Annotated in this window: 14 protein-coding genes and 1 pseudogene; 6 read left to right on the top strand and 9 right to left on the bottom strand. The window is 67.4% G+C overall.

Translation table 11 applies throughout. The features are described from left to right. Nucleotides 1–17 precede the first annotated feature (17 nt). Genes J7I84_RS09770 through J7I84_RS09750 form a run of 5 tightly spaced genes read right to left on the bottom strand, consistent with a single transcriptional unit; the run spans nt 18 to nt 7032 of the window. Complete coding sequence (locus J7I84_RS09770; protein ID WP_214944211.1) at nt 18–878, bottom strand: ABC transporter permease; 861 nt, start codon at nt 876–878, stop codon at nt 18–20. Nucleotides 879–891: 13 nt separating this feature from the next. Continuing rightward, a complete protein-coding gene (locus J7I84_RS09765; RefSeq protein WP_311381112.1) occupies nt 892–1869 on the bottom strand; it encodes an ATP-binding cassette domain-containing protein in 978 nt (325 codons plus the stop codon). A gap of 47 nt (nt 1870–1916) precedes the next feature. After that, nucleotides 1917–3110, bottom strand: coding sequence for a hypothetical protein (locus J7I84_RS09760; RefSeq protein ID WP_251046421.1), 1194 nt, complete (start codon nt 3108–3110; stop codon nt 1917–1919). Between the two features lie 9 nt (nt 3111–3119). Beyond that, on the bottom strand, nt 3120–5954 hold the full coding sequence (locus J7I84_RS09755) for a PEP/pyruvate-binding domain-containing protein (RefSeq protein ID WP_214943965.1): 2835 nt from the start codon (nt 5952–5954) through the stop codon (nt 3120–3122). A 37-nt stretch (nt 5955–5991) separates the two neighbouring features. After that, on the bottom strand, nt 5992–7032 hold the full coding sequence (locus J7I84_RS09750) for a universal stress protein (protein WP_214943963.1): 1041 nt from the start codon (nt 7030–7032) through the stop codon (nt 5992–5994). Nucleotides 7033–7454: 422 nt separating this feature from the next. On the opposite strand from J7I84_RS09750, the gene J7I84_RS09745 reads away from it, so the two are divergent. Continuing rightward, a complete protein-coding gene (locus tag J7I84_RS09745; RefSeq protein WP_214944207.1) occupies nt 7455–8090 on the top strand; it encodes an NAD(P)-binding protein in 636 nt (211 codons plus the stop codon). Nucleotides 8091–8144: 54 nt separating this feature from the next. On the opposite strand, the gene J7I84_RS09740 is transcribed toward J7I84_RS09745, so the two are convergent. Next, nucleotides 8145–8798: a copper resistance CopC family protein gene (locus J7I84_RS09740; protein WP_214943961.1), complete on the bottom strand. Its 654-nt coding sequence runs from the start codon at nt 8796–8798 to the stop codon at nt 8145–8147. Nucleotides 8799–8908: 110 nt separating this feature from the next. Here J7I84_RS09740 and J7I84_RS09735 point away from each other — a divergent pair, with 110 nt between their 5' ends. Beyond that, a complete protein-coding gene (locus J7I84_RS09735; protein WP_214943959.1) occupies nt 8909–10351 on the top strand; it encodes an NCS2 family permease in 1443 nt (480 codons plus the stop codon). A gap of 54 nt (nt 10352–10405) precedes the next feature. On the opposite strand, the gene J7I84_RS09730 is transcribed toward J7I84_RS09735, so the two are convergent. After that, on the bottom strand, nt 10406–11710 hold the full coding sequence (locus J7I84_RS09730) for a sodium:proton antiporter (protein WP_214943958.1): 1305 nt from the start codon (nt 11708–11710) through the stop codon (nt 10406–10408). Nucleotides 11711–11909: 199 nt separating this feature from the next. Here J7I84_RS09730 and hutG point away from each other — a divergent pair, with 199 nt between their 5' ends. The 3 genes and pseudogenes from hutG to J7I84_RS09715 all read left to right on the top strand — a co-directional run bounded on the left by hutG (nt 11910) and on the right by J7I84_RS09715 (nt 13827). After that, a complete protein-coding gene (hutG, locus tag J7I84_RS09725; RefSeq protein WP_214943956.1) occupies nt 11910–12863 on the top strand; it encodes a formimidoylglutamase in 954 nt (317 codons plus the stop codon). 104 nt (nt 12864–12967) lie between these two features. Then, a pseudogene (locus J7I84_RS09720) lies at nt 12968–13384 on the top strand (tripartite tricarboxylate transporter permease); the annotation flags it as partial. A gap of 50 nt (nt 13385–13434) precedes the next feature. Beyond that, nucleotides 13435–13827 (top strand): universal stress protein, encoded by a 393-nt coding sequence (locus J7I84_RS09715; RefSeq protein WP_214943954.1) that lies wholly within the window; start codon nt 13435–13437, stop codon nt 13825–13827. On the opposite strand, the gene J7I84_RS09710 is transcribed toward J7I84_RS09715, so the two are convergent. After that, the gene (locus J7I84_RS09710) at nt 13824–14705 is read right to left on the bottom strand and encodes a fumarylacetoacetate hydrolase family protein (protein ID WP_214943953.1); all 882 of its coding nucleotides are present in this window, start codon (nt 14703–14705) and stop codon (nt 13824–13826) included. The two genes, J7I84_RS09715 and J7I84_RS09710, sit on opposite strands and share 4 nt — an antisense overlap. Before the next feature lie 204 nt (nt 14706–14909). On the opposite strand from J7I84_RS09710, the gene J7I84_RS09705 reads away from it, so the two are divergent. Continuing rightward, a complete protein-coding gene (locus J7I84_RS09705) occupies nt 14910–15170 on the top strand; it encodes a hypothetical protein (protein WP_214943951.1) in 261 nt (86 codons plus the stop codon). A 77-nt stretch (nt 15171–15247) separates the two neighbouring features. Here J7I84_RS09705 and J7I84_RS09700 read toward each other — a convergent pair whose 3' ends face one another. Next, nucleotides 15248–15493 (bottom strand): hypothetical protein, encoded by a 246-nt coding sequence (locus tag J7I84_RS09700; protein ID WP_214943949.1) that lies wholly within the window; start codon nt 15491–15493, stop codon nt 15248–15250. Between the last annotated feature and the right edge of the window lie 162 nt (nt 15494–15655).

Here is a 15655-nt window from a genome sequence, read left to right as displayed (position 1 = left end):
GGCTCCCGCCGACGTCGTCAGCTCAGGATGTCCTTGGTAACGAAGCGGCCGTAGGCGAGCGCCCCGAACACCGCCATATAACCGGCCTGAAGCAGTGCGTTGCTTGCGAAGGAATCCCACGCCACGGGCTGGCGCAGCAGGTCGCCGAATCCAAGCCAGTAGTGGCTGAAGAGCCAAGGGTGCAGCCAGTCCAGCTGCGGAAGCTGGTCCGCGACCTCCGTAACCACGGAGACCACCACCGTTGCCGCCATCGCTCCGACGGGAACCACGGTCAGGGTGGACAGGAACAGTCCGATTGCCGAAAGCCCGGCCAGCGACACGGCCAGGTAGGCGGCGATCAGCACTATCCGCAGGGCAGCCTCAGCGGGCTGGACCACCCCGCCGGAAAGCAGCGTCACCGGGCCGACCGGGAACAGCGCCGCTCCAATGGCGGCCCCCGCGAGGCCAACGGTCAATGGAGCCACGATGCAGAAGGCCAGCGCGCCGGCGTACTTGACCAGGAGGAGCCGCACCCGCCCGGCCGGCGCCACCAGAAGGTACCGGAGCGTTCCCAGACTCGCCTCCCCTGCGATTGTGTCCCCCGCAACCACACCCACCGCGAGCGGCATGAACAACGGGACGGACACCAGCATGGCGGTGAAGGCCACGAACAGCCCGTTCTGGGTGATCCGGTCAAGGAATGCGGGACCCCGCCCGGGCGGGACCGCAGAGGAAACCTTCACGGCCACGGCAATGAGTACCGGGATGGCAGCCAGCGCCAGGAGCAGCGCCCAGGTCCGCCGGCGCCCGAACAGCACCTTGAGCTCCGAGCCCAAAAGGGACAGGCCGGAACTACGCGGCGCGCCCGCCGCCCGGGCAGTCTGGGCGGCCTGCGGCATGTCGGCGGGAACACTACTGGGCAACGTCGAATCCTTCCCCGGTAAGGGCAACGAAGCGGTCTTCAAGGCTTTCACGCTCGACGGCGAAGCCCCGGACGCGGACGCCGGCCTGGACCAGGTGCGCCACGACGTCCTCCGGCAGTACCGACGGTCGTCGGGTGCCGGTATGTAGAACTGCCACAACAGTCTCCCCATCAGGTTGAGCGCGCGGTTCACTTTGTCCCGGGCCGGGCACCAGCCCCAGGCCGGCCAGGACCTGCCGGGCCGCGCCGGCGTCGGGCGTGACCAGCCGGAGGCGCATGCTTCCGGCCTGCCTCAGCTCGGCCAGGGGTCCCTGTGCCACGAGCTTGCCCACGCTCATGACGGCGGCATGGGTGCACATCTGGTCCACCTCGGCCAGCAGGTGGCTGGACACGAAGACGGTGGTGCCCTGATGCGCCAGGGACCGCACCAGGTTGCGGACTTCGCGGGTGCCCTGCGGATCCAGCCCGTTGGTGGGTTCGTCCAGTACCAGCAGGTCCCGCGGCGAAAGCAGCGCGTTGGCTATGCCCAACCGCTGTTTCATTCCCAGGGAGTAGGCGTGCACCCGCTTCCCTGCCGCGTGTTCCAGGCCCACCCGCTCCAGTGCCTGCTGCACACGGGCTTTGCGCGTGGCGGGCACGGTATGCGGGCTGGCGGAGTCGAGCCGGTGGAGGTTGGCGGCGCCGGATAGAAAGGGGTAGAAGGCCGGGCCTTCCACCAGGGCGCCAACGCGCGGCAACACGTCGTGGAGTTTGTCCGGCATCTCCTGGCCCAGCAGGTTCACCGTCCCTGCGGACGGGGCTGCCAGTCCCAGCAGCATGCGGATGGTGGTGGTCTTGCCGGAGCCGTTGGGTCCAAGGAAGCCGAAGACTGTTCCGTGCGGGACGGCCAGGTCTACGCGGTCGACGGCGGCCTGCTGGCCAAAGTGCTTGCTGAGGCCCCGGGTCTCAATGGCCAGGCCGCCAGCCACCCGGCCGGCTCCGGCCCCGCCATCACTCCCCCGTCCGTCCAATATGCCTACCGGGCCACTGCCGCTGCAGCCTGCAGCCTCTCCGGCGGCACCATTCCCGCAAAGATCCGGCCGTCGTCGGTGATCAGGATGTTGAGGAGTGCCGTGGAAAGCAACCGGCCACCTGGTACGGCGACGGCGGCCTGGGACAGCAGCGGGTCCTGCAGCAGTGATCCGGCCGCCGCAGCAGATCCAGGCGCCGTGCCCACCACGGTCTCCCAGCCGGCACCGGCAACAGTCACATTTTCCTTGGCATCGGCGTGCATGGCACTTGGGTCATGGGCGTCGGCGTGCTTCCCTGACCGGTCGGGAACCGGGAGTTCCTTGACGGAGCTGCCCGGCGGCGGGCTGAAGGTGAAGACTGACTGATCCGGTGCGTCCAGGGAAAGGCTGGTAAACCCGGCAGCGAAGGCAGGCTTATCAGCGCCGCGCGCGGTCACTTGGACAGACAACGGCATGCCGCTCGCGCCGTCGACGGCGATGGCCACCTTGCCCACCAGCGTTGCGTCCGTCCGGGGCTCGAGCAGCAGGTTGTAGGCGGCGCGCCCTGCCACGGAAACGTCCGGGCCTACGGAAACGGCGGTGCTGGGATCGACCTTGGACAGGAACTGCTGGGCCAGCTCACCGGGAGTGTGCATGCCCGCTGCGCCTTGTCCTTCTTTCGAAAGCGCGGGGTCCTTCGTTTGTCCAGGGTCCTGGCTGCGGGCGGGCAGGGCCAGGTGCTCTGCTGTGTTGTCTTTTGAGGAGTAGAACCAGACATCGCTGCCGTGGCGGACCGCGTCGCGTTCGGCCAGCTGGTCCATCACCTGTACGCGGGCATTATCCTTGCCGTCCACGTAAACGCGCGCCGTGTGTGTGCCCGTGAGCAGCTCCACCACCGAAGCCACGCTGCCAACGCTGCCAGGGGAAGCAGGCCCCGACGGCTTCCCGGCCGCCGGAAGCTCGGGCAGCCCCAGTTCAGCGGACTGTTCCACGGTCCCCGAAAACGACTGCACCTGGTGGCTGGCTGCCAGCTCCAGGACCTGGGCGGGCGTCCTGGCTGGCAACGGGTTGCTGGCCCCTGCCGGCAGGGACCCAATCAGTGCACCGGAGGCAATGGCCACCGGAGCCGCGACGGCGGGCAGCCACCGCAGCCACGCCCTGCGGCCCGCTGTGTTGTTTCGTTGGAACCGTCCGCTGGAATCCAGCCTGTTGGAGCCCATAGGTAAAGACTACGCCCGCGCAGCTGGGTCCGTGCCCCCGGGAACTTGTCGGCTCTGCGGCGCGCCGGGATGTTCCGGCACTACGGTTCCCGCACCGCCGTCGACCGTTATTTTTTGGCCCGTGCTGATCAGGCCGGTGGCGTCCGCCACGCCAACAACTGCGGGTATACCGTATTCCCTGGCCACGACGGCGCCATGGGAGTTTGCTCCACCCATCTCCATCACCAGCCCTCCTGCGGTCAGGAACAGCGGAGTCCAGCCGGGGTCCGTGGACGGGGCAACCAGGATCTCACCTGGCTCCAGGCGGGCTCCGACCGGATCAAGGATGACACGTGCCGGAGCTGTCACCGTTCCGGCCGAGGCCGGACTACCGGCCAGGGTTCCGTTTCCGGAAATTCCGACGGCGGCGGGAACCGCTTCGGGTTCCGTGCCGTCCGAGAGCAGCACCCTGGGGATATGCCGGCGCTTGAGCTCCAAGGCGTAGTCCTGGCGTCGGGCCGCAACGAGTGCCCGCAGGCCCCGGGAAGAGGATTCGTTGTCCACGGCTGTTCCAGTCAGTGCCTGGCGGACCTCCGCGAAGTCCAGGAAGAACACGTCGTCCCGCCGTTCCACCGCGCCCGCCCGCGCCAGTTCTGCGCCCACCAGGAGCAGTTGCCGGCGGACTTCGCCGAGGCCCACCACCAGTTGGTACTTTGGCAGCTCCCGCAGTCCGGCGAACAGCCGTGCCCGCTGGAGTGCCGCCCGCACCAGCCTCCCCCGGATCCTGCTGCGGGCAGCGGCGCGGGCAACGAGCCGGTCAACCTGTGTTTCCGCATCCTCGGCTGCCTTGCTGAACTGGGCATCAGGCGCCAGGGCGGGGTCTTCCAGCCGGAGGTAGTTGGCAAGGATGCCCAGGATGTGTGTCGGCTCCTCCGACCATCGCGGCAGTCCGACATCGATTTCGCCCACTGCCCGGTGACCGTACCTGTCCAGGAACCTTGACAGGCCCGCGTCCAGGCGCGCCGGCAGCTGCCCGGCCTGGAAAGCGGCAGCGAGGGCGGCGGGAGGGTCAGTCATCAGGGCGGTGCGTGATTGAGCGTCTTCCCGGACTGCCTGCGCCAGGTGCCACAACTCCAGGTCCATTTCGGTGGTGACGTTGTTGGGCAGGCCGCGGATTACCGGCTGCAGCTCATCCCACGCGCTTCCGCCCAGCAGCTTCCCGGCAACGCCCAGCATCGCGAAGCCCAGGGCGGGAAGGGGAAGGATGGCCGGAACAATCGGAAACAGCCGTGATCCCACCAACGATTCGGCGTGGTCAAGGCGTGCCATGGCGCTGGCGCCCTCGCTGGGAGCAAGCGCCGCGTCGAATTCCCGGGTAAAGCGGTCCAGCCGGCGGAGGGCGGCAGCGGGCCTGGCCAGTGCACGGAGGAAGGTAGCGGGAACCTCTGCACGGACTGCGGCAGGCACAACGTGTCGCAGCAGCGCGAAGGGCGTCCTTGTGGTCACGGAGAAGGCTGGGTCCGCGAACAGCAGCCGCATGACTGTTGCGGTCCGCGCCTCCATGATGTCGAAGACGCGGGGAACCAGCCGGCGGCCCACGGCGCTGCGGATGGGAGTGGTGAAGTCGATATAGATCCGCTGCCCCGCTTCGGCATACGGGGACGGCCCTCCCCAGGGATCAGGGACAGGGAAGCCGGCGGCCGTAGCGACCGAGGAGGCGATGAGGCGAACCGCCGCGAGTCCCATGGGTGTGAGCGGCCGCGTCAGCCCCTGCGCGAGGCTGAAGCAGAGGTACGCCCGCGTGCCGCCAATGACCGGCGTGGCCTGGGGAACCCTGCCGGCGGCACCGTTGCTTTTGGGAACCGGATAGAGCGTGGTGATGGGCCTGGACTGCGTGAGCCACAGCACACCGGCGCCGTCCAGAGCCCACTCGGTGTCCTGTGGGGCGCCGAAATGCTCTTGAGCCCGCAGCCCCAGCCGCATCAGGCCAACTACCTGGCTGTCCGTGAGGCAGGCAGTGCCCTGGGCGGCCCGCAACTCGCGGATTTCGGTCCCGCCACCCGCAAGCGGGCGTATTTCCACGCCTTTGTCGCCGGGTTTCCGTTCCAGCACGCGGCCGCTCAGGGCGTCCACCACAAAGTGGTCCGGATTGACCGCGCCGGAAACGACTGCCTCACCGAGGCCGGGGCTGGCATCGATCACTACCTGCCGCCGGCTGCCGGTGAGGGAATTAGCCGTGAACATCACGCCCGCGGTCTCGGCGTCCACCATCCGCTGGACCACCACAGCCAGCGCTACTGTTGCGGGGTCAATCCCAAGGCTGGCCCGGTAAGCGGTGGCCCGGTCGGTCCACAGCGACGCCCAGCAGCGCCGGACGGCGTGAAGCACCGCGGGTACTCCGATGACGTTCAGGTAGGTATCCTGCTGCCCGGCGAAGCTGGCGAAGGGGAGGTCCTCGGCGGTGGCCGAAGACCTGACGGCCACCGCAATGTTGGGGCCAAGCGCCCTGTAGGCCTGTTCCACCGCCCCGGCAACGGCCGCCGGAAGCGGAGCCGCCAGGATTGCCGCCCGGGCCGTTCCGGCCAGCCCGGCCACGTCGAGTGAAGCCCCATCGGCAGCCCCTGCTGTAGCCGCCAGGGCTTTGTGGACTCCCGCCAACGCGGGAAGCAGGGCATTGGGGGCACCTATTGCCTGCCAATAGGCGGCCGTGGTGAGGCAAAAGCCCTCCGGGACCGGCAACCCGGCGGACAGCAGCTCCCCAAGGTTGGCCGCCTTGCCGCCAACCACCGCCAGCATCCCGGCGTGGATGCTGGTCAGGCCGAGCACCAGCCCGTCAGGTCCATCACCGGCTGCGTTCTGCGTCATGTCCGCGGTCCCCGCTGGCTGCCCGGAACAGTGGGGGTCAGGCGGCGTCGCCCAGGATTGGGCCGAACCGTCCACGGTCGGCCAGCCGGGAGTCCTCCCGGTCCGGGACCACCATGACCGGGCCCTTGGCATGGTGCAGCACGCCGTCTGATGTTGAGCCCAGGAGCATCCCGGTGAAGCCGCCGCGGCCGCGGGTCCCCACCACCACCAGTTCAACGTGCCGGCTTTCCTCGACAAGCACGTCCACCGGGGAGCCGTCCTTCAGCTCGTAGTCGGCCTGCAGCCTGGGGTAATGGCTCCGGAGCCAGTCCATGCCCGCGTCCAGGGTGACCCGGATGTCATCGAACAGGGCCTTCCGGTCCATGGGCGCCGGAACCCAGGCCAGGGAGCCGCTGTATTGGGGCACGGCGCAGACCACGCGGAGTGAGGCGCCAAGGCGTTCAGCCTGGTCGGCTGCTTCGAGGACGGCAACACGGGCCTGCTCGGAGCCATCCACGCCAACCACCACCACGTTTTCTACCGGCTGATGCCCGGATTTGGCCTGCTCGGCCTTGACGCGGCGGTCCTCCGTGGACTCGCCGAGCCGGTCCGAGCAGAACAATGGGACCGTGACCGTAGGGCACTCTGCGTGGGCGGGCAGGGCACTGCTGACGGATCCCAGGAGCCGCCCCACGAAGCCGCCGCGGCCGCGGGTGCCCACCACCAGGAGTTCCGCGGTTCGGGAGATGTCCAGCAGGACACCTGCGGCGTCGCCGTTCTCCACGGCGGAACTGACGTCCACGTCGTAAGCGGAAACCTTCTCCAGGGCCTGCCTGGCAATAGCCTCGGCCCCTTCGCGGATGACGGAATCGTCCACGGTGGCGTAACCCCCGTCCAGCCCGGACGCAGCGAAAATCGGGACGGAATAGGCGGTGACGATATGAAGGGGACGACGGCGCCGCTGCGCTTCCCGCGCGGCCCACACCAAGGCGCACTGGCCGTGGTCCGAACCGTCCACGCCCACCACGATGCCATGGGGAGCGGAAGACGCACCGCCACCGCCCCGGGCCGGGTCCGGATGCAACTCTCGTGAGCCCATGGGGGCCGCCTCCTCGCGATACGCCTGATGTTGCGGCTATTCTGCCAGAAAACGGGACCATCCCTGCGCACCCGGCCCATCCGCGGCACGGGCAGGAAAAGAACCGCTCCCGCTTCCCACTATTCTCCGTCGCCTACGGCTTAGCAAGCCTGTTCAGCGGCGGATAGGCGTAGTTATCCACAGGCTTTCAAGCCGGCGTGGGAAACCGCCTTCAGGGGAAGAATCCGTTTTCTTCCATGGGCTATCCACGGCCGCATTTGTTCTGTAGTCTTCAGGACATTGTTGGTCCGGGACGCCAACTGCATCTTCCTGCCAGGACGGTCCCGGGCGCTGCGGCCGTACTTGGGGGTAACGGGACGCTTGGCCGGCGAGGATGCCGGCACCTGCCGGAGCTCCAAAGGAGGGAAACTGTAGTGTCAACCATGCCTGGGGATGCCAGGACCGAACAGACCACCGCTGTCGTCATCGGCACTGGCCTGTCCGGACTGGCCGTCGCTGCCGAACTGCGCCGGCATGGAGTGGACTCCATCGTGGTGGACGGCCTCGACATCCTGGGCCAGTCCCAGCCCGCCAATACCACTTCGCTGCAACGCTGCGATGCAGCGGACAGCGCCACCCTCCGCGAACGGAACGAGATCCTTCGCCACCTGCGCAACTACGCCGCAAGCCACAGCGTGGACGTGCGGAACACCACGCGGGCAGTCCAGTTGACCATGCTCGAAGCACCGGACCAGGCCGCGCCGCAGTGGCAGGTTCACACCCCCACGGGCATCCTGGTGGCAGACCACATCGTGCTCACCCGCTGTGCCCACAGCCAGCTGCGGCGCATGCTCAATGACTTCGGCATTGCCGTGGGCCGGAACGTGGCGGCTGCCATGCGGGCCATCGGCATCTACCTGGTGGGAGTGGGCGAGCTCATCACGCCATCGCCCAAAGAAGTGCTGCGCCAGGCCAAGACCGTAGGGCAGGCCATCTCCGCCAAGGTCAATCCGGACGGCCCCCATCCGTCCACCGCCGTCTTCCCGGTAACGGGAAGCTTTGCTGTGCTGGGCTGCTGACGGCGTCCACGGCAGGCGCTGCCAGGCTGAAAGAACTGTCCCTGCCGGCGGGTGCTACTCCCCGGCCCGGTCCTCCGCCTCCCCATCATCGTCGGTATCCCCGTCACCCGTAAGGCGGCGCCTGGCAATAACGCCGAGAGCCACCAGCAGTCCCACGGCGACCACCGCAAAAATCACAATGCTCCACTGGAACGGCTGGCCTGCGCTGGCCGGCTCCGATGGCTCCTCCGTCACCCCGGGCCGGGCGGTGCCCATGCCCGGGACCGCACCCGCCGCCGTCGAACTTTCCGCCGCGGGAGTCCCTGACGAAGCGGCACCGGGCGCACCGGACGCCGCGGTGAAGGTGAACGTTCCCTCGATGGGGTGCGAGTCCGAGCTGACCACGCGCCAGGCCACTGTGTACATGCCCGCCGGACCGCCCGGCCGGAGCTTTTGGGTAGCCACGTTGTCCACGATCTGCACGGAGCCGTCAGCCCACTCCTTGCCGCCTGCATCCTTGACGGAGAAGGACGAGCCGATACCCAGCGGCGTGTTGCTGAAGGTCACCGACACTTCGGCGGGCGGGGCTGGCAGCGCAGCACCCTGGCCGGGGCTGGTGGATTTGGCGGCATCATGCGCGGAGGCCGGGCCAGCGATGCCCAGCGCAGTGGCCGCGAGGATGAAGGAACCGAGCGCAAGGCTCATCAACTGGCGGCGGACGTGGCGCATGGTTGGGCTGCTCCTTGTGTTGTCTTCCTTACAGACTAGGCGAATTTGGCGGCCCATTCCCTGCCGCTCCCTTAGGATGCAGGTATCCCACACACTTCCCCGGAGGACTAATGCTTAAGCAAGGCTCTGCCCTGGACCGGTATTTCATGGTCACCGAGCGCGGCTCCAACCTTTCCCGCGAGATCCGCGGCGGGTTCGCCACGTTCTTCGCCATGAGCTACATCGTGGTGCTGAACCCACTGATCCTGTCCGGTGCGGATTCCAGCGGTGCCACACTGGGCTTTACCGCGGTGGCGGCCGTGACCGCGCTGGTGGCAGGCATCCTCACCATCCTCATGGGCGCATGGGGGCGGCACCCGTTCGCCCTGGCCACGGGCCTGGGCGTCAACGCCTTCGTGGCTGTCACCGTGGCCACCAACCCGGGGCTCACTTGGCCGGACATGATGGGCCTGGTGGTCCTCTCCGGCGTCACCATGCTGATCCTGGTCCTCACGGGCTTCCGCACCGCCGTATTCAGGGCAGTTCCGGACGGACTCAAGACGGCCATCGTGGTGGGCATCGGCCTGTTCATCGCCCTGATCGGTCTGGTCAACGCCGGGTTCGTGCGCCGCATCCCGGACGTTGCGGGAACCACCGTTCCGGTTGGCCTGGGCTTCGAAGGCAAGCTCCTGGGCTGGCCCACCGCGGTGTTCGTGTTCGGCCTGATCCTGACCATCGCCCTGGTGGTGCGCAAGGTCAAGGGCGCCATCCTGATTGGCATCATCACTTCCACGGTGCTGTCCGTCATCCTCGAATCGACCCTGCACATCGGGCCCAGCTTCGATGGCAAGAACTTCAACCCGCAGGGCTGGTCGCTGGTGGCACCGGCGTTCTCCGGCTGGGCCGCCCCGGACCTCTCCCTGATCGGCAAGGCCAACCCGTTCGGCGCCTTCGCGCACCTCGGCTTCGTTGCCGCCGCGCTGCTGGCCTTCGTCATCCTGCTCAGCATTTTCTTCGACGCCATGGGCACCATGGTGGGCCTCGCCAACGAAGCCGGCACGGTGGATGAGCACGGCAACATTCCCGACGTCGACCGTGTGCTCCAGGTGGACGCGCTCGGCGCCATCATCGGCGGCGGCGCGTCCGTCTCCTCAAACCAGATCTACGTCGAAGCCGGTGCCGGCATCGGCGAAGGTGCCCGGACTGGCGTCGCCTCCATCGTTACCGGCCTGCTGTTCCTGGTGGCAATGTTCTTCACCCCGCTGATCAACCTGGCGCCCTTTGAGGCCGTGGCCCCGGCGCTGGTGGTGGTGGGCTTCATGATGGTGTCCCAGGTGGGCAAGATCGACTGGCAGGACTGGGGCATCGCCATCCCCGCGTTCCTGACCTTCACCCTGATGCCGTTCACCTACTCGATCGCCAACGGCCTGGGCGCAGGCTTCATCGCCTACGTCCTGATCCGCACGGTACAGGGCAGGGTCAAGGACATCCACCCGCTGATGTGGGCTGTGGCCGCGGCGTTCGCGCTGTTCTTTGCCATCGGCCCCATCGAGGCGGCCCTGGGGATGAAGTAACTCCCGGAAATAGACAAAAGGGCTGGTGCGGCAGATGCCGCACCAGCCCTTTGCTTATACGGGGGTATTTGGTGCGAGCCCCTCGTCGCCGGAGACCGCCAGCGCCTTCTTCTTGCGCAGCCGGTCCAGCCGGTTCATCAGGGGCGAGGTGGTGGCGCCGTGAATCACGATGGACAGTGCCACCACCAGGCCAATGAAGGACCAGAGCCAGTGCCCCTGGTCCGTGAAGTGGCCTTCACCCAGCGCAAAGGCCAGGTAGTACAGGGAACCGATCCCGCGGATGCCAAAGAATGACAGTGCGACACGTTCCCGCGGACCGGTCTTGCCGCCCAGCAGGCCCAGCCAGCCTGCCAGCGGCCGGACCACCAGCAGGAAAGCGAGTGCCACCAACAGTTCTGCCAGCCCGATGCCGGCGAGCAGCCCGCGGGCGATGGCACCGCCGAGCAGGACCAGGATCACCACCGTCAGGAGCCGTTCCAGTTGCTCCACGTAGGAGTGCAGCACCCGGTGGTAGCCGTGAGTGCGCTCGGCGGCCCGGATGGTCACGGCACAGACGAATACCGCAATGAATCCGTAGCCCTCCACCATTTGCGTCAGCCCATACGCCAGGAACGTCGCGGCCAGGGCCACAAAGCCTTCTGAGTGATTGGACAGGCGAAGGCTGTCGGCGCGGGTGGAGAAAAACAGCCTGGCGAGCACCTTGCCGGTGAGGAAGCCCACCAGGAGGCCGATGGCAAGCCGCCACACCACGTCCAGCCCAAACCACTCGCCGAACCAGGCGGACGGGTCAGCTCCGGCAACGCTGATGGCAATGGCAAGGTACACGAAGGGGAATGCCAGCCCGTCATTGAGCCCGGCCTCCGAGGTGAGACCGAAGCGGACCTCGTCCTCCTTGTCCGTGCGGTCATCCTGGTCAGCAGGCTCGCCCACCTGCACTTCCGACGCCAGCACGGGGTCCGTGGGCGCCAGGCTGGCGGCCACCAGCAGCGCCGCGCCGAGCCCCAGACCCAGGAACCACATGCCCAGCAGGGTCAACCCCACGATGCACAGCGGCATGGCGATGCCCAGGAGCCTCCAGGTGGTCGACCAGCGCTTACGTCCCACGGGCCGGTCCAGGGCCAGCCCCGCGCCCATCAGCGAAATGATGACGCAGACCTCGGCGAGGTGCATGACAAAGTCGCTGTGCTCCACCGGGTTCGGATTGGGCAGCGAAGGAATCAGCGCGAAGGCGGCCATTCCCCCGCCCAGGAAGACCATGGGCATGGACAACGGGATGTCCCGCAGCAGCTTGGGCAGCACTGCGGCGATAAACACGGCCACGCCGGCCGCGGCAAAGATAATATCGGGGGCTTCAAACATGGGCTCTCCAGCCTGGGATTGTCTTGTCGCCGGCCGGCAGGAACCGCAACTGCTGCGGACCGACCGTCCCACCCTATCCCCGTACCCACCACGCCGGCCGTGCCCCGCGAACGCTGGATGGGTTCCCGGTTCTTGGATTCCGGACAGGACGACGGCGGCGGCGCTGGTTTTCGTGCCCGGCATGCGGTGAGCTTGAGGCATGTCCCTCCAGCTACCCGCCATTGACGTCCCGCCCCAGCCCTGGACCGGCAGGTTCGACGGCGATGGTCCCGGCCACCGCCGCTGGTGGCAGGCCGTCACCGCCTCCGATCAGCTACAGAGGGCCGAACCCGGGCCCAGCCCGGCTGCCCTGCTGGGATTTGCCAGCGACGAGGGGGTGCGCCGCAACCAGGGCCGGACCGGGGCAGCCGCGGCCCCGGCGGCGCTGCGGAAAGCGCTGGGCCCGCTGGCCTTCCATCTGGACCGCGCGGTGACTGACCTCGGAGACGTCGTGGTCTCCGGTGAAGACCTGGAAGCCGGGCAGGAACGGCTTGGCCAGGTGGTGGCTGCCCTGCTGGACGCCGGGCACCGCACTGTGGTGCTGGGCGGCGGCCATGAAACCGCCTATGCCAGTTATCTCGGTGTCAGCGCATCCTCGGCGGTCCAAGGCGGGCAGCGCCTGGGCGTCCTGAACCTCGATGCGCACTTCGACCTCCGCGACGAGCCCGCGCCCAGTTCGGGGACGCCGTTCCTGCAGATGGCCCGCGCGGAAGCGGACGCCGGACGGGAATTCCGTTACGCCGTCGCCGGCATCTCGGAACCGGGCAACACCCAGGTCCTGTTCGACACCGCCGACAAGCTGGGTGTCCGGTACCTGCTGGACGAGGACTGCGAAGCGGACCGGGTCCGTGGCTTCGTGGCGGACTTTTTGGCGGACATCGACGTCCTTTACCTGACCATCGACCTGGACGTGCTGCCCGCCGCGGTGGCGCCGGGGGTGAGCGCGCCGGCAGCCTACGGCGTGCCACTTCCTGTCATTTCGGCGGTGTGCCGGCAGGTGGCCTTGAGCGGGAAGCTCCTGCACCTGGACGTGGCGGAGCTGAATCCGGCGTTCGACATTGACGGCCGGACCGCCAGGACCGCCGCCCGGTTGGTGGACACGCTCCTGCGCTGACAGCGTGTCCCGGCAGCCTTGTCCCAGCGATGGGCTGCTGCCGCAGGCCGGGTTCAGGCCTTCAGGACGTACCGCCGCTCCGGCCGTCCCACGCCGTACTTGAGCCGCTGGCACCCCTGTGGGCCAAGCTCCTGCAGCTCCCCCGGCCGTACCTGTACGCAGGCATCCTGTTCTTCGCCACCCTGGGCGCCTACTCGGTGAACCTGCAGGCATTCGACCTGGTGATCCTGCTGGTCCTGGGTGCCCTCGGGTTCATGATGCGGCGTTTCGGGCTTCCCGTGCTGCCGCTGATCCTCGGCGTGATCCTGGGCCCGCGGATCGAAGGGCAGCTCCGCAAGACCCTGCAGCTGAGCGCCGGAGACCCGGCAGGGCTCCTGGGTGAGCCGATCGCCGTCGGCATCTATGTCATCATTGGCCTCATCCTGCTCTGGCCCTTTGCCTACAAGCTGTTCCGCCGCAAGCGTCCGGAGCGCAGGCCGCTGCTTCCCGCCAATTCGGGTGCAGCCGATTACAGTAACTAAGCAGCCGCACCAAAGCCATTTACCCGCACCGAGCAGAACAAGGAGACACCATGACGGTGGTTGTGGGATACGTCCCGACACCAGAGGGCGAAGCGGCCCTGACGCAGGCCATCACCGAAGCCCGGAAGAGCAACAGCACCCTGGTGCTGATCAACTCCTCCAAGGGTGAGGCAGCCGTGGACAACCGCTTTGCCCAGGAACGTGACATCCAGGACATCGAGCAGCGGCTGGCCAGCCAGGGCATCCAGTACCTGGTCAAGCGCCCCGTCCGCGGCCATGACGCGGCGGCTGAGGTGCTGGATGCCGCGGAGGAGCACAACGCCGACCTGATCGTCATCGGCCTGCGCCGCCGAACTCCGGTGGGCAAACTGATCATGGGCAGCACATCACAGCGCATCCTGCTTGAAGCGGACTGCCCGGTCCTGGCGGTAAAAGCGGTCTAGACCGTAGTGGCCGCCCGTGTCCGGAACAGCTCCTGGCGCTGGCGGCCCAGGCCCTCCACCTCTACCTCCACCACGTCGCCGGGCTGGAGGTAGGGGAAACGGCCGCTGAGGGCCACTCCCTGGGGTGTTCCGGTGAGGATCACGTCGCCCGGCTCCAGGCGCATGTACTGGCTGCAGTGGTGGATCAGCGTGGGTGCATCAAAGATGAGCTCGGACGACGTTGAATCCTGCCGCGGCTCCCCGTTCACCCAGCTGCGAAGCCTCAGGCTGCCGCCGTCCGTCTCGCCTGCAGGAACCAGCCACGGACCCAGGGGCGTCGACCCGGGAAGCGATTTTCCCTTGGTCCACTGGCCCGCGGCTCCCGGCAGCTGGTACTCCCGTTCGGAGAAGTCATTGGCAGTGACGTAACCGGCAATGCAGGCGGCTGCTTCCTCCGGGGAGCCGAGGTAGCTGGCCTCCCGGCCGATGACAATGCCCAGTTCCACCTCCCAGTCGTATTGCGTGGAGCGGGGCGGAAGCGGGGCCGGGTCGAACGGGCCGGTGACGGTGTTGCTTGGCTTGAGGAAGACCACGGGAATGGTGGGCGGCTCGGCCCCCGATTCCGCGGCGTGGGCGGCGTAGTTCATTCCGATGCCCACTACCGACCCGGGCCGGGCCACGGGGGAACCAACCCGGAGCGCTGAGGCGCCTTCCAGGACCGGCAGCTCACCCGCGTCCAGCGCCTTCCGGACCTTGTCCAAACCGCCGGCAGCGAGGAATGCGCCGTCGACGTCGGCGGTGAGGGGCAGCAGGCTGAAATACCGGTCGACGCCGTCCGCGGAGGACACCAGGACGGCAGGCTGTTCGCTGCCGCTTTCGCCCAGGCGCATGATTTTCATACCGAATTCTCCTCAAGCTGTATCGATAGGGGTTCCGGGCCCGGTGGGCACCCGATTCCATGGTCCCTGATTTTCCCCGGCACCGGGAACAGACGGTTTGTGACCGCATCCGGGGGTTCCCTAAGGACAGTCATCTGACATATAACAGAAGCAGCCGGTAGAATGTTGGAGCCATCCTGGCACGAAACACAGAAAGTTCAGCACATGACTACAGCCACCATGGAGCGCGTCCCTGCCGCTGCCCAGACCACAGAAGGACCAGCCCCGCGGTCCATCACCCTGGAGTTCTCAAGCGCCAGTGAGGTCCACGCCGGTCTGGAAGAGGCAGTGGGCGAACTGATTGAGGTTGCAGCGCAGGACGCCGCCTGCGGCATCCTTGTCACCAGGCTGCACCCGGGAAGCTACACCGTAGCCCTGGACGAATCAGTACCGTTTGGCGAGACGTACGAGTCCTTCGCCGCCTGACCAAAACCACAAAAATCCCCGCACACCGTTTGGGAGTGCGGGGATTTTCGTTGCTGCTGGTGCTGCTGGCCGGACTGTCAGCCGCGGCGGACCTGCACGCCGTCGGACTTCAGGAAAAGCTCTTTCTCCGCCGGACCTGACGGGCCCGCGGGGACCAGCCAGAGGACGTTGCCGCTCTGCGACACCTCTTCCACCTCCCCGGCTGCCACCACATGCGCATGCTTGATGATCTCGACGCGGTCCCCGGCCTGGAGGGACTTCCAGTTGGACACCGCTGCGGAATGGGCACTGCGCCTCGACAGGACTGCCCCACGTGCTTTCATTTGAACTTCTACCCCTTTGTATCGTTCTGCCGCCACAGCCTCTTTGATGTGACTTTCACTACACCTTCAGTTCTACTACACTCCCGGCGCCACGGCAGGGCGTGGCGCCGGATATTCCGCACTCCGGACGGAAGCGCAGCATGGCCTGAAGATCCTTCGGCG

Source organism: Arthrobacter sp. ISL-85, from assembly GCF_018613675.1.
GTDB lineage: Bacteria > Actinomycetota > Actinomycetes > Actinomycetales > Micrococcaceae > Arthrobacter.
The sequence above is the reverse complement of the archived record's forward strand: the minus strand, read 5'-3'. Positions and strand labels throughout refer to the sequence as shown.

Coding starts and splice junctions, on each gene's coding strand:
- J7I84_RS09730 (WP_214943958.1), bottom strand. CDS start 11,710: ATGTTTGAAGCCCCCGATATTATCTTTGCCGCGGCCGGCGTGGCCGTG.
- J7I84_RS09700 (WP_214943949.1), bottom strand. CDS start 15,493: ATGAAAGCACGTGGGGCAGTCCTGTCGAGGCGCAGTGCCCATTCCGCA.
- J7I84_RS09710 (WP_214943953.1), bottom strand. CDS start 14,705: ATGAAAATCATGCGCCTGGGCGAAAGCGGCAGCGAACAGCCTGCCGTC.
- hutG (WP_214943956.1), top strand. CDS start 11,910: ATGTCCCTCCAGCTACCCGCCATTGACGTCCCGCCCCAGCCCTGGACC.
- J7I84_RS09705 (WP_214943951.1), top strand. CDS start 14,910: ATGACTACAGCCACCATGGAGCGCGTCCCTGCCGCTGCCCAGACCACA.
- J7I84_RS09740 (WP_214943961.1), bottom strand. CDS start 8,798: ATGCGCCACGTCCGCCGCCAGTTGATGAGCCTTGCGCTCGGTTCCTTC.
- J7I84_RS09760 (WP_251046421.1), bottom strand. CDS start 3,110: ATGGGCTCCAACAGGCTGGATTCCAGCGGACGGTTCCAACGAAACAAC.
- J7I84_RS09735 (WP_214943959.1), top strand. CDS start 8,909: ATGCTTAAGCAAGGCTCTGCCCTGGACCGGTATTTCATGGTCACCGAG.
- J7I84_RS09715 (WP_214943954.1), top strand. CDS start 13,435: ATGACGGTGGTTGTGGGATACGTCCCGACACCAGAGGGCGAAGCGGCC.
- J7I84_RS09755 (WP_214943965.1), bottom strand. CDS start 5,954: ATGACGCAGAACGCAGCCGGTGATGGACCTGACGGGCTGGTGCTCGGC.
- J7I84_RS09750 (WP_214943963.1), bottom strand. CDS start 7,032: ATGGGCTCACGAGAGTTGCATCCGGACCCGGCCCGGGGCGGTGGCGGT.
- J7I84_RS09745 (WP_214944207.1), top strand. CDS start 7,455: ATGCCTGGGGATGCCAGGACCGAACAGACCACCGCTGTCGTCATCGGC.
- J7I84_RS09770 (WP_214944211.1), bottom strand. CDS start 878: ATGCCGCAGGCCGCCCAGACTGCCCGGGCGGCGGGCGCGCCGCGTAGT.